Here is a 13,384-nt window from a genome sequence, read left to right as displayed (position 1 = left end):
GCATGACTAGCAGACGGCGTGCACGGCGTCGCCCGACGTCACATAGATGTGGTCGCCCGGCCCCGGCTTGACCGCGTGGCCGCCGGTAAACGCGCCGAACGATGGCAGGATCAATCCCTGCTCGCCGACGACGAAGCACGGCAGGCGCAGCGCGTCGAAGCGCGTCGCCAACACATAGACCGGGTGCACGTGGCCGGCCAGGCCATAGCCGGCGGCGTCGACGCCGGGATGGTGGCAAAAGGCGAACGGCCCGATCGCATGCGGCTCGTCCACCAGCGCCATCCCCAGCGCCGCCGCCGGGTCGCCCGCGTGCAGGTCGTGGTTGCCGCGCACCAGCATCAAGGCCAGATCGGGATGACGCCCGCGCCAGGCCAGCATCGCCAGCTGGGTCGAGCTGGCGTGGGCGGCGCGCGCATGCAAGAAGTCTCCAAGGAACGCGACCTGGCGCACGCCGTGCGCCGCCACCAGGGCGTCGAGGCCGGCCAGGTTTTCCGAAGTCGTGCCGCGCGGCACCGGCACCCCCAGCGCGCGGAAGGCGGCCGCCTTGCCGAAATGGATGTCGGCGATGATCAGCATCCGTTCGCGCGGCCAATAGATGGCCTTTTCCGGCAACAGCAGGAGCGATTCGCCGGCGACCTCCACCATGACGCCGCTCATGCCGCCGCCTTCTCGAGCTCGCGCAGCATGCGCGCCACGCGGTCATTGAGTTTCTCGGTGCTGACCTTTTCGCGGAAGCGTTCGACCATCAGGGCAAACCCGAATGGCGTCGCCCGTTTTACCTCACGATAGGCGATCCTCCGCGCGTGCAGCTCGGTCAGCGTGTCGCGCAGGCGCGTCAGCTCGAGCTCCTGCTCCATCACCTCGCGCTCGGCCTGGGTCAGGAGCAGGTTGCCGGCGTCGTGCTTGCGAAACACCTCGAAGAACAGCGAAGACGAGGCCTGTAGCTGGCGATTCGACTTCGGCTGGCCCGGATAGCCCGAGAACACCAGGCCGGCGATGCGCGCCACTTCGCGGAAGCGCTGCTGCGACAGCTGGGTCGCATTCAGGCTGTCGATCACGTCTTCCAGCAGGCGGTCGGTATCGAACAGGTCCACGCCGGCGCCGGTCGGCGCGTCGAATATGCGCGCCCAGTCGACCGGCTCGGGCGCCATCAGCTCGAAGCCGTAGTCGTTGATGGCAATCGAAAACGTGATCGGCTGCACGCGGCCGACGCGAAAGGCGATCAGGGACGCCAGGCCCATATGCACCGAGCGGCCCGCGAATGGATACACGAACAGGTGGTGGCCCTCGCGGCTCTTCATCGACTCGAGCACCAGTACCTCGCTCGTCGGCAGCGCCGACCAGCGCCGCTGGATGTCGATCAGCGGCTCGATGGCGCGCATCTCCGGGCCGTCGAACACACCCTGGTCGGCCAGGCGCAGCTCCTCCAATGCGGCGTGGGCCAGCTCGTTCGACATCGGCATCTTGGCGCCCTGCCAGCGCGCGATCGCGCCGCGGGTGCCGGTGGCGCGCTTCACGAACGCGGTCAGCTCGTGCACGCGCACGAATTCCAGGATGCGCCCGCCGAACAGGAAGCGGTCGCCGGGCTTCAGGCGCGAGATGAAGGATTCCTCCACGCTGCCGATGCGCCCACCAGTCATGAACTTCACCTGGATCGTGGCATCCGACATGATGGTGCCGATGCCCATCCGGTGGCGGCGGCCGATGGCGCTGTCGGGCACGCGGTAGACGCCCTCCTCGTCCGGCAGCACGCGGCGGTATTCGGGATACACGGTCAGGCTCTGGCCGCCGCGCGCGACGAAGTCGAGCGCCCACTGCCATTCTTCCTGCGTCAGGTGGCGGTAGGACCAGGCCTGGCGCACTTCCTCATACAGCTCTTCGGAACGAAAGCCCCCGCCTAGCGCCACCGTCACCAGGTGCTGCACCAGCACGTCGAACGGTTTGTTCGGCACATAGCGGCCCTCGATGCGGCGCGCCGCCACCGCCTTTTTCGCGCCGGCCGCTTCCAGCAGTTCCAGGCTATTGGTGGGCACCAGGGTCACGCGCGATACCCGGCCCGGCGCGTGGCCGCTGCGGCCGGCGCGCTGCAGCAGGCGCGCCACGCCCTTGGCGCTGCCGATCTGCAGCACGCGCTCGACCGGCAAGAAGTCCACGCCCAGATCGAGGCTGGCGGTACAGATCACCGCCTTCAATATGCCGCTCTTGAGGCCCAGCTCGACCCACTCGCGCACCTCGCGGTCGAGCGAACCGTGGTGCAGCGCGATCACGCCGGCCCAGTCGGGCCGCGCCTCCAGGATGTTCTGGTACCAGATCTCGGCCTGCGAGCGCGTATTGGTAAACACCAGGGTCGCCTCGTGTCCTTCGATCTCCTTGATCACCGGCTGCAGCATCTGCAGGCCCAGGTGGCCGCCCCAGGGAAAGCGCGAGACGTTTTCGGGGATCAGGCTGTCGACCACGATTTTCTTGCGCGTGTCGCCTTCGACCAGCACGCCCTTATCCGCACCCTCCTCGCCTCCCAGCAGCACCTGGCGCGCCAGGTCGAGATTGCCCATCGTCGCGGACACGCCCCATACCAGCAGTTCGGGACGCCAGCGCCGCAACCTGGCCAGCGCCAGCTGCACCTGCACGCCGCGCTTGCTGCCCATCAGTTCATGCCACTCGTCGACGATGATCATGTCGAGGTGGCGGAACTGTTCATGGGCGGCCGCATTGCTGATCATGAGCGTCAGGCTCTCGGGCGTCGTCACCAGGGCCGCCGGCATGCTGCGCGCCTGGCGCGCCCGCTCGGCCGGCTTGGTGTCGCCGGTACGGGCGCCGATGCGCCATTCGGGCAGCAGCTCGGCGGTGGAATCTTCCAGCGCACGCTGGGTGTCGGCCGCCAGCGCGCGCATCGGCGTGATCCACAGCACGCGCAGGCCCGCCTTGGCTCTTCCCGTCTCCAGGCCGGCGCGCTGCAGGGCCGCGAACCAGACGGCAAAGGTCTTGCCGGCGCCGGTATTCGCATGCAGCAGGCCCGATTCGCCCTTCAATGCGGCCTTCCACACCGCGCGCTGGAATGGGAACGCGGTCCAGCCGCGGCTGGACAACCATGCGTCGATGCGGGTGCTCACTGGATTACGACTCATGCGGTGGCCGCCTCCAGCAAGCCCTTGAGCGTGTCGAGCGTATCGGCTTCCTCCACCGGCTTGTCGGTGCGCCGGCGCAGGATGCGGGGAAAGCGCACCGCGATCCCCGCCTTGTGGCGCGGCGACAGCGCAATGCCCTCGAAGCCGATCTCGAACACCATGGTCGGCTTGACCGAACGCACCGGCCCGAATTTCTCGATGGTCGTGCGCCGGATGGTGTTGTCGACCTGGGCGATCTCGGCGTCGGTCAGGCCCGAATAGGCTTTCGCGAACGGCACCAGCTTGCGCTCGGCACCCTCGCCGTCCCAGACGGCAAAGGTGTAGTCGGTGTAGAGCGAGGCGCGCCGGCCGCTACCCGGTTGGGCGTACAGCAGCACGGCGTCGATGGCATACGGGTCGATCTTCCACTTCCACCAGGTGCCGACGTCCTTGGTGCGGCCGACGCCGTAATGCGCCGTGCGCGACTTGAGCATCATGCCCTCGACGCTGAGCGCACGGGAGCCGGCGCGCAGCACGGCCAGCGCCTCCCAGCTGTCGGCATGGACCAGCGGCGACAGGCGCAGCTGCGGCTGCTCCAGCTTGGCCACTTCCACTTCGAGCAGCGCACGCCGCTCGTGCTGCGGCAGGCCGCGCAGGTCGACGCCGTCCAGCTCCAGCAGGTCGTAGCAGCACAGCACGGCCGGCAGCTCGCCCAGCAGCTTGGCGGACAGGGTCTTGCGGCCGATGCGCTTCTGCAGGTCGGCGAAAGGAGAAGGCAGGTCGGAAGCCGGCTGCCAGATCAGCACCTCGCCATCGAGCACCATCCCGTCGGGCAGGCGCGCCGCCGCCAGCTCGGGAAAGCGCTCGGTGATCAGGTCCTCGCCGCGCGACCACAGGAAGCTCTGGCCGTCTCGCCGCACCAGTTGGGCGCGGATGCCGTCGTACTTCCATTCGACCAGCCAGTCATCGAGCTCGCCCAGGCTGGCCGGATCGCCATTGAGCTGGTGCGACAGGAAGAAGGGGTAAGGCTGGCCACCGCGCAGTTTGTGTTCTTCGTCCGACTGCTCGGCGATCAGTTGCAGGAAGCCGCTGGCCGTCGGCTTCACGCGACCGTCGGTCCAACCCATCAGGCGCTGGGCAATGAGTTTGCTGTCGACCGCGGCGATCGCGGCCAGCGCGCGCGTGACCAGCAGCTTCGAGACGCCGACCCGAAAGCCCCCGCCGATCAGTTTTACGAGCAGGAAGCGCTCGCGCCAATCGAGCTCGTTCCAGTATGTGAACAAGGCTTCGCGAATGCGGCCAGGATCTGCGCCGCGCAAGGGCCCGATGCGCTGTTCCATCCACTCGGCCAGGCCCACGTCGGACCGTTCGGTCGGCGGCGGCAGGATGTGGGCGATGGTCTCGGCGAAGTCGCCCACCGCGTGATAGGACTCGTCGAACAGCCATTCGTCCAGTGCCGCGTATTCGATGGCGAACTGGCGCAGCAGCTTGGTCGGCACCGCCTGGCGCGGCTTGCCGCCGGCCAGGAAGTAGACTGCCCAGGCGGCGTTCTCGGGCGCGGCATTGGCAAAATAACCCTGCAGCGCGTCGAGCTTGCGGGTGGTCGATGTGGTTTCGTCGAGGTCGGCGTACAGGCGCGCGAATTCACGCATTGGTGTCTCCTGCTGCCGGTGGCGATGGCTTCTCCACTGCATCGTCTTCTTCATCGCCGTACTCGGTCTCGAAGCCCGACGCATCCAGCCCGTTCTGGCACAGCCATCGCACCAGGGTCGGAATGGAGCCGTGGGTGACGATCACGCGCTGGGCCTCGGTCGCCTTGATGGCGCTCATCAGGCCCGGCCAGTCGGCATGGTCGGACAGCACGAAGCCGCGGTCGACGCCGCGCCGGCGCCGCGCGCCGCGCAGCAGCATCCAGCCGCTGGCGAAGGAATCGCTGTAGTCGCCGAAGCGCTTCATCCATGTCGAACCGCTGGCGGACGGCGGCGCCACGACCAAAGCGCGCCGCAGGGCCGCCTTCTCGATATCGGTGACCAGCACCGTCGGCGGAATGTCGACGCCTTCCGCGCGGTAGGCGCGGTTGAGCGGCTCGACCGAGCCATGGCAGACAATCGGGCCAATTGAGGGATCGAGTCCCGCGAGAATGCGCTGCGCCTTGCCGAAGGAATAGGCGAACACCACGCTGCAGCGCCCTTCCTCGGCATTCTTGCGCCACCAGGCGTTGATCTCTTCCATCAGCTGGGCTTCCGGCTGCCAGCGGTAGATCGGCAGGCCGAAGGTCGATTCGGTGATGAAGGTGTCGCAGCGCACCGGCTCGAACGGCGCGCAGGTTTTATCCGGTTCGACCTTGTAGTCGCCCGACGCCACCCACACTTCGCCGCCGCATTCCATGCGCACCTGGCTTGATCCCAGCACATGGCCGGCCGGGTGCAGCGAGATCGTCACGCCATTGTGGACGATCTTCTCGCCATACCCAAGCGCATCGACCGAGATATCGCCCAGGCGCGACTTGAGCACGCCGATGCCGGGCGCCGCCGCCAGGTAGTGGCCGTGGCCGACGCGCGCGTGGTCGCCATGGGCATGCGTGATGACAGCGCGCGCCACCGGCCGCCATGGGTCGATATAGAAATCCCCCGGCACGCAGTACAGCCCCTCCTTGCGGACGACGACCATGTCTCCCATCGGCATCCCTTACCTGGCTACCTGATCGAGGAAATCGGCCATGAAGCTGCGGCTTTCTCCGTCGGGGAAGTCGACCGTCACCTGCTCGCCGGCGATGGCGACTACTACCCCTTCGCCATACTTGGCTGACCTGGCGCGCCCGCCGACCTCGAACTTCGGCTTTGGCGCTTCTTCAGCCGGCTCGCGATCGAATTCGTCGTCGCGGATCACGATGTCTTCGGAGAGACTCATCGCCGGCGGGTTCAGGCAGTTGTCGCACTTGCAGCAGCTTTCAAAACCGGGCGCCCGGTCGCCGAAGTAATCGAGCAGCAGCTTCCAGCGGCAAAAGCCGCTGACGGCATAGCCGACCATCTGCTCCAGCGCCTCCTTGTCGCGCTCCTGCTTCTGCACATACACCTGGGCCAGGCGCGCGTACACGCCCGGACGCGGTTCGGCCGCGCTGGGCAGGTAGTCCAGCTTGCGGTTCTGGCGCACCAGCTTGGCGTCCTTGAGCAGCTTGAGGCAGACCTTGATATTGGCGTCGGCGATGTCTTCCAGCGCGTCCTCGAGGCGACGGCCGGTGACGGCGCCCTCCTCGGCCAGGGTGCGCACGGTCTCGTGCACCAGTTGCAGCTCCTGCGCATCGGGATAGTGCTTGACCAGAAAGAACTGCTGGATGCGCTTGTCGTCCTGCAGGAACAGCAGCGTGCATTCGGCGTCCAGCCCGTCGCGGCCGGCGCGGCCCGATTCCTGGTAATAGGATTCGAGGTTGGCCGGGATCTGCAGGTGGATCACGAAGCGGGTATCGCTCTTGTCGATGCCCATGCCGAAGGCATTGGTGGCCACCATCACGCGCCGCTCGCCAGCCATGAACAGGTCCTGGTTCATTTTTCGTTCGGCGGACGGCAGCTTGCCGTGGTACAGGGTGACCGATTCGCCGGCTTCTTCGAGCACGGCCAGCATCTCCTCGGCGACCTTGACGGTGGCGGCATACACGATGCCCACGCCCGGTGTCTCCTGCACCAGGCGCAGCGCCTCCTGGTATTTCTCCCCGGCGCTGGTGACTTGCCGCACGCGGTAATGCAGGTTCGGGCGGTAGATGCCGGTATTGATCACGTTCAGCTTGCGGCCCAGCTGCTTGCCGATGTCGGCGATCACCTCGTCGGTGGCGGTGGCGGTGAGCGCCAGCACCGGGGGGCGGCCGATCGCCTCGATTGCCGTGGCCAGGCCGATATAGGCGGGGCGGAAGTCGTGGCCCCATTGCGAGATGCAGTGCGCCTCGTCGATCACGACGATGTCGAGCGTTACCTTGCGCAGCACGGCGATGAATTCGGGCGAGACCAGGCGTTCGGGGGTGCAGAACACAATCTCGCACGATTCGCTGGCGATCGCTTCGAGGGCGGCGTGTTCTTCTTCGGCGCACAGGCTGCTGTTGACCTGGACCGAGCGGATGCCGATCTCTTCCAGCTTCTCGAGCTGGTCCTTCATGAGGGAGATTAGTGGAGAAACAACCACGGTTATACCCTCCAGCATCTTGGCCGGAATCTGGTAGCACAGCGACTTGCCGCCGCCGGTGGGCATGATGGCCAGGGTATCCTTGCCGTCGAGTACGCTGTCGATCACGCGCTGCTGGCCTTCGCGCAGCTGCGCAATGCCGAACACGGCGTTCAGGAGGCGTCGGATGGTGTTGCGGCGCACGGCGAGCAGGCCGCGATGCATGAGGGTGGGGTCGTGTCGGGTCATGATGAAGCCGACTTTATTAGTACGGCGACAACTCGACTATAGGACGCCACCTACTTCAGGCGTAGGAGGTCAACTTTTGGCGGGGTCGTCACGTTATAGGCAGGGTGCTAAGCTGGTTGTGTCAATTGTGCGACACAAATTCTCGACAAGGTTTAGTCCTACAACTAGACGGATATTTGACCGATGCCGGGTGTCCAGCTAGACATTTACTATTGTGACCATCAATCACAGCCCCGCCATCTTCAGGAGAACCATCATGTCCCGCCGCCCTATGACCTGGACCGCAGTCCACCTGGCCCTTGCCAGCGCGGCCACCTGGTTTCTCCTGGAGTCCGGCGCGCTGTCGTCGGCGTTGCTGTTCTCGTTCCACTGATTCCACTCCATAAAAAAACGCCGCCTTCCACTGGAAGACGGCGTTCATTTTCTTGACCTAGCGGGCCGCGTGGCCCGCTCAGTCATCAAGCAGCTTTCTGCTCTTCCTCTTCGACCGGCAGGCGGATCAGGTGATCGAAAGCGGCCAGCGATGCCTTCGCGCCCTCGCCCACGGCGATCACGATCTGCTTGAACGGAACCGTGGTCACGTCGCCAGCGGCGAACACGCCTGGCAGCGAAGTGTGGCCGCGGGCGTCGACTTCGATCTCGCCGTGCGCCGACAGGTCGATTGTGCCCTTGAGCCATTCGGCGTTCGGCACCAGGCCGATCTGCACGAACACGCCTTCCAGGTCAAGCCGGTGCGTTTCACCGCTGATCCTGTCCTTGTAGCTCAGGCCGTTGACGATCTTGCCGTCGCCGTGGATCTCGGTGGTCTGGGCAGACTTGATCACCTTGACGTTCGGCAGCGAGTACAGCTTGCGTTGCAGGACCGCATCGGCGCGCAGCTCATTGCCGTATTCGATCAGGGTCACTTCCTTGACGATGCCCGCCAGGTCGATCGCCGCTTCGACGCCGGAGTTGCCGCCGCCGATCACCGACACGCGCTTGCCTTTGAACAGCGGGCCGTCGCAGTGCGGGCAGTACGCCACGCCGTGGTTCTTGTACTCTTTCTCGCCCGGCACGTTGATCTCGCGCCAGCGTGCGCCGGTGGCGATAATCACCGACTTCGACTTGAGCACGGCGCCGCTCTCGGTATGCACTTCGATCATCTTGCCGCCCACCAGCTTGCTGGCGCGCTGGGTGTTCATGATGTCGACGTCATATTCCTTGACGTGTTCTTCCAGGGCGACGGCGAACTTCGGACCGTCGGTGGCTTTGAGCGACACGAAGTTCTCGATCGCGAGGGTGTCCAGCACCTGGCCGCCGAAGCGGTCGGCCAGCACGCCGGTACGGATGCCCTTGCGGGCGGCGTAGATCGCGGCTGCCGCGCCGGCGGGGCCGCCACCGACGATCAGCACGTCGAATGGGTCTTTCTGGCTCAGTTCGGCAGCCTTGCGCTCACCGCCCTTGACGTCGATCTTCGACAGGATCTCTTCGACGTTGGTGCGGCCCTGGCCGAAATGCTGGCCGTTCAGGAACATCATCGGCACGGCCAGGATCTGCTTGTCTTCCACTTCTTTCTTGAAGACGCCGCCATCGATCGTCACGACCTTGATGCGCGGGTTGATGACCGACATCGTGTTCAGTGCCTGCACGACTTCCGGGCAGTTATGGCACGACAGCGAGATGTAGGTCTCGAAAACGTAGTCGCCGTCCAGGGCTGCGATCTGGTCGATGACGGATTGTTCCAGCTTGATGGTGTGGCCGCCGACGTGCAGCAGGGCCAGCACCAGCGAGGTGAATTCGTGGCCCAGCGGGATGCCGGCGAAACGCACACCGATATCGGTGCCGACGCGGTTGATCGCGAACGACGGGGTGCGCTCGTTGGCTTCCTGGCGAACGGTGATCTTGTCGGACAGGGCTGCGATCTCATTGAGCAGCTCATCCATTTCGCGCGATTTCGGCGAATCATCCAGCGCTGCAACCAGCTCGATCGGCTGCACCACTTTTTCCAGATAGGCTTGCAACTGTTTCTTGAGGGTTGCGTCCAGCATGATGTTTTCCTTTGATTCTATTAACTTGACTTATACAGGCCGGGCGTAAAACGGGCCGCCGCAGCGGCCCGTTCACGGGTGCTACTTAACTACAGGGTCTTGCTTAGATCTTGCCGACCAGGTCCAGCGACGGGGTCAGGGTTTCTGCGCCTTCGGTCCACTTGGCTGGGCAGACTTCGCCTGGGTGCGAGGCGACGTACTGGGCTGCCTTGACTTTGCGCATCAGTTCCGAAGCGTCGCGGCCGATACCGTTGTCGTGCACTTCCATGATCTTGATCTGGCCTTCTGGATTGATCACGAAGGTACCGCGCAGTGCCATGCCTTCTTCTTCGATCATGACTTCGAAGTTACGCGACAGGACGCCGGTTGGGTCGCCGATCAGTGGATAGTTCACTTTCTTGATCGCTTCCGAGGTGTCGTGCCATGCCTTGTGGGCGAAGTGGCTGTCGGTCGACACGCCGTACACATTGACGCCCAGCTTTTCGAATTCCGGCTGGAATGCGGCCAGATCTTCCAGTTCGGTCGGGCAGACGAAGGTGAAGTCGGCCGGGTAGAACATCACCACCGACCAGGTACCCTTGAAGTTCTCTTCGGTCAGGTCGATGAACTTGCCGTTGTGGTAAGCGGTTGCTTTGAACGGCTTGATCTGGGTGTTGATGAGGGACATGTAATCTCCTGTTTGGGGGTTGATGAAACGTATGACAAGCAGTTTACCGCCCTGCCCGCCGTTTGTGAAATTGATTGATTCGATATTCTTGATTGATTTTAGCTATCAGTCAAGTGCAACTCTGCCGTCCTGGGCAAAGGAGGGTCTCGAACAAACCCGGACAGTGTGTCGCAAATGGCAAGCGGGTGCAACCGCCGTCTCGCTAGCCCCTCCAGGCAATAGCCCAACAATTAGGGTCAGAGTAGATTTATTGGCCAATTGCTCTACCGCCAGCGAGGGTCAGAGTGGAATTAACGGCTCAGCCATAAAAGTTGTCAAACAATTCGACTCTGACCCTAATTAATTTTGGGGTGCTTTTGTGCTTGAGGCTGCCTGAAATAGCGTGCTCATCCACCGCCTCGCCCGATCAATTTCCGTGCGTATGCAGAATTGGCCGTTTTGGCGGCCGAAATAATTAGGGTCAGAGTCGAATTATTGGCCAATTGCTTGGCGGATAACTAGGGTCGGAGTCGAATTAGCGGCTCATCCGCAAAAGTTGTCAAACAATTCGACTCTGACCCTAATTAGGATGGAGGGGTGGGTTAGACGTCTGCTTCGGCGCAGACGGGGACGTCGGTGCACGGCAGGACCAGGCTGAAGACCGAGCCTTCGCCGGGCTTGCTCGTTACGCGCAGTTCGCCGCCGTGCGAGATGGCCAGCTGGCGCGAGATGTACAGGCCCAGCCCCAGGCCCTTCGGCTCGCCGTTGCGGGCGCCGCGCTCGTAGGGCTCGAAGATGCGTTCCAGGTCGGATGGCGCGATGCCCTTGCCCTGGTCGCGTACGTCGATCCGCACCAGGTCGCCAGTGCGCTCGACGCTGACCTCGACCGGCTGGCCGCAGCCATAGCGCAGCGCGTTGGTCAGCAAGTTGACGATCACCTGCTCGACGCGGAACTCGTCCCAGCAGCCGGTCACGCCGTCGTGCGGGCGCAGGGTCAGGGAGCTGCCGGTGGTGGCCGCCTGCAGCGACAGGTCGCTCACCACCCGTTCCAGCAGGTTCATCAGTTCGACCTGGGCCGGGCGGATCGACAGCTTGCCGCTGCGCATGCGCGAGACGTCGAGCATGTCGTCGATCAGGCGGATCATCGACTTGATCTGGCGCTCGTCGCGCTGGATCATCGCTTCCATCGGCTGCGGCGCGAAGGCGGCCGTGTTGCCGCGCTTGAGCTGCAGGCTGCGCATCTGCGTTTCCAGGAACAGCGTGTTGAGCGGCGTGCGCAGCTCGTGCGCCACCAGCGACATGAACTCGTCGCGCATCTTCAGCGAGCGCTGCAGCTCCTGCTGGGTCTGGTTCAGCTCGCGCAGCAGCACCTCCTGCTCGTGCCGGCTCCGTTCCAGCGCCAGCATCTGGCGCCGCGTCTCGCGCCGCTGCTGGTCGAGCGCCACGAACACGTTGACCTTGCTGCGCACCGCATCGGCGTCCAGCGGCTTGTACATGAAGTCGACCGCCCCGCTCTCGTAGCCCTTGAAGGCGTAATCGAGTTCGCGCCCGGCGGCCGAGACGAACACGATCGGGATGTGGCGCGTGCGGGTGGTCGAGCGCATCACCTCGGCCAGCTCGAAGCCGTCCATGCCCGGCATCTGCACGTCGAGGATGGCCAGCGCGAACTCGTGCTCGAGCAGCAGCGCCAGCGCCTGTTCGCCCGAGGCGGCCTGGTAGATGGCGCGCTGGTCATGGCGCAGCAGCGCCTCGAGCGCCTGCAGGTTTTCCGGCAGGTCGTCGACGATCAGAATTTTGCTTGGGTCCTGGTTCATGGGGTCTCCAACAGGGGCAGCACGGCACGGATGCCGGCCAGCGGCAGCACCATGTGCGGAGCGCAGCGCCGGATTGCCTCTTCGGGCATCGTACTGGCCTGCGCTTCTTCGGGGTCTTGGACGATGGTAAGGCCGCCGCGTTCGCGGATGCGGCACATGCCTTCGGCGCCATCAAAATTGGCGCCAGTCAGCAGTATACCCGCCAGCGCCGGACCATAGACGTCGGCGGCGGACTCCATCAGTATATCGATCGCCGGCCGGGCAAACTGCACCGGCGGCTCGCAGCTGAGCGAAAAGCTGCGGTCCTGTTCTATCGACAGGTGGTAGCCGGAACCGGCGAAATACACGGTGCCGGGCTGGATCGGTTCCTTGTCCTGCGCTTCGCGCACCGGCAGCGCCGCGCGCAGGGCGAACAGCTCGGCCAGGCGGCTGTCGCGGTCCGGCGGCACGTGCAGGATACAGGTCACGGCCGGCCCGAATCCCGCCGGCAGCGCCGGCACCAGGCCGACCAGGGCGTCGACGCCGCCGGCCGAGCCGCCGATGACCACCATCTCGATGCGGCGCGAACCCATGGCCGCGGCCAGTTGCTGGTCGAGATTCATGGCGACACCTTGCGGAACAGGCGCTCGCGCCTGGCCAGCGATTCGAAGCGCTCGGCATAGCTGGAAAAGTCGATGCTTTCCTTGCTGCCCAGGCCCAGGAAACCGCGGTGGCACAGCGAGTCGTGGAACAGGCCGAGCACGCGATCCTGCAGGCGCCGGTTAAAGTAGATCAGCACGTTGCGGCAGCTGACGAAGTGGGTTTCCGAGAACACGCTGTCGGTCGACAGGCTGTGGTCGGCGAAGGTCACGTTCTCCATCAGGCTGCGCTCGAACAGCGCGCCGCCATAGGCGGCCGTGTAATAGTCCGAGAACGCGCCCTTGCCGCCCGACTTCTGGTAGTTCTCGGTATACAGGCGCATGCGGTCCAGCGGGAACACGCCGCGCCGCGCCGCCTCCAGCGACTCGGGATTGATGTCGGTCGCATAGATGATGCTGCGCTCGAGCAGCCCCTCTTCCTTGAGCAGGATGGCCAGCGAATATACCTCTTCGCCGGTGCTGCAGCCGGCCACCCAGATCTTGAGCGACGGGTAGGTCTTGAGGAAAGGCGCCACCTGCTCGCGCACCGCCAGGAAGTACTCCGGGTCGCGGAACATCTCGGTGACGGGAATCGTCAGGTACTGCAACAGCTGGGCGAAACCGTTCGGCTCGTGCAGCACCTTCGACTGCAGTTCCGATACCGTCTCGCATTCCATCTCGCGCATGGCGACCAGCACCCGGCGCTTTTGCGAAGCGCCGGTGTAGTCGCGGAAATCGTAGTTGTACTTCAGGTAGACGGCTTCGACGAGCATCC

10 protein-coding genes are annotated in these 13,384 nt (G+C 64.7%); all 10 read right to left on the bottom strand.

Going from position 1 to position 13,384, the window contains the following annotated elements; translation table 11 throughout:
* Positions 1–6 precede the first annotated feature (6 nt).
* The 10 genes from pdeM to SOM28_RS15710 all read right to left on the bottom strand — a co-directional run bounded on the left by pdeM (position 7) and on the right by SOM28_RS15710 (position 13,382).
* A complete protein-coding gene (gene pdeM / locus SOM28_RS15755; protein WP_123071401.1) occupies positions 7–657 on the bottom strand; it encodes a ligase-associated DNA damage response endonuclease PdeM in 651 nt (216 codons plus the stop codon).
* Positions 654–3,125, bottom strand: coding sequence for a ligase-associated DNA damage response DEXH box helicase (locus tag SOM28_RS15750; RefSeq protein WP_320468680.1), 2,472 nt, complete (start codon positions 3,123–3,125; stop codon positions 654–656). Before SOM28_RS15750 ends, pdeM begins: the two co-directional genes overlap by 4 nt.
* The gene (locus tag SOM28_RS15745; protein WP_320468679.1) at positions 3,122–4,756 is read right to left on the bottom strand and encodes an ATP-dependent DNA ligase; all 1,635 of its coding nucleotides are present in this window, start codon (positions 4,754–4,756) and stop codon (positions 3,122–3,124) included. Before SOM28_RS15745 ends, SOM28_RS15750 begins: the two co-directional genes overlap by 4 nt.
* Positions 4,749–5,783, bottom strand: coding sequence for a ligase-associated DNA damage response exonuclease (locus tag SOM28_RS15740; protein WP_320468678.1), 1,035 nt, complete (start codon positions 5,781–5,783; stop codon positions 4,749–4,751). The genes SOM28_RS15745 and SOM28_RS15740 overlap by 8 nt, the downstream gene beginning before the upstream one ends.
* Positions 5,784–5,792: 9 nt before the next feature.
* On the bottom strand, positions 5,793–7,505 hold the full coding sequence (locus tag SOM28_RS15735) for a RecQ family ATP-dependent DNA helicase (protein ID WP_320468677.1): 1,713 nt from the start codon (positions 7,503–7,505) through the stop codon (positions 5,793–5,795).
* 458 nt (positions 7,506–7,963) lie between these two features.
* Positions 7,964–9,532: an alkyl hydroperoxide reductase subunit F gene (ahpF, locus tag SOM28_RS15730; RefSeq protein WP_123071405.1), complete on the bottom strand. Its 1,569-nt coding sequence runs from the start codon at positions 9,530–9,532 to the stop codon at positions 7,964–7,966.
* A gap of 103 nt (positions 9,533–9,635) precedes the next feature.
* Positions 9,636–10,199: an alkyl hydroperoxide reductase subunit C gene (ahpC, locus tag SOM28_RS15725; protein WP_123071406.1), complete on the bottom strand. Its 564-nt coding sequence runs from the start codon at positions 10,197–10,199 to the stop codon at positions 9,636–9,638.
* 581 nt (positions 10,200–10,780) lie between these two features.
* Positions 10,781–11,992, bottom strand: coding sequence for a hybrid sensor histidine kinase/response regulator (locus tag SOM28_RS15720; protein WP_123069784.1), 1,212 nt, complete (start codon positions 11,990–11,992; stop codon positions 10,781–10,783).
* Positions 11,989–12,594: a chemotaxis protein CheB gene (locus SOM28_RS15715; RefSeq protein WP_123069785.1), complete on the bottom strand. Its 606-nt coding sequence runs from the start codon at positions 12,592–12,594 to the stop codon at positions 11,989–11,991. The genes SOM28_RS15720 and SOM28_RS15715 overlap by 4 nt, the downstream gene beginning before the upstream one ends.
* On the bottom strand, positions 12,591–13,382 hold the full coding sequence (locus SOM28_RS15710; protein ID WP_123069788.1) for a CheR family methyltransferase: 792 nt from the start codon (positions 13,380–13,382) through the stop codon (positions 12,591–12,593). The genes SOM28_RS15715 and SOM28_RS15710 overlap by 4 nt, the downstream gene beginning before the upstream one ends.
* Positions 13,383–13,384: the final 2 nt, after the last annotated feature.

The sequence above is a fragment of the Massilia sp. CFBP9026 genome (assembly GCF_034045165.1).
Taxonomy (GTDB): Bacteria; Pseudomonadota; Gammaproteobacteria; order Burkholderiales; family Burkholderiaceae_D; genus Telluria; species Telluria arenae.
The sequence above is the reverse complement of the archived record's forward strand: the minus strand, read 5'-3'. Positions and strand labels throughout refer to the sequence as shown.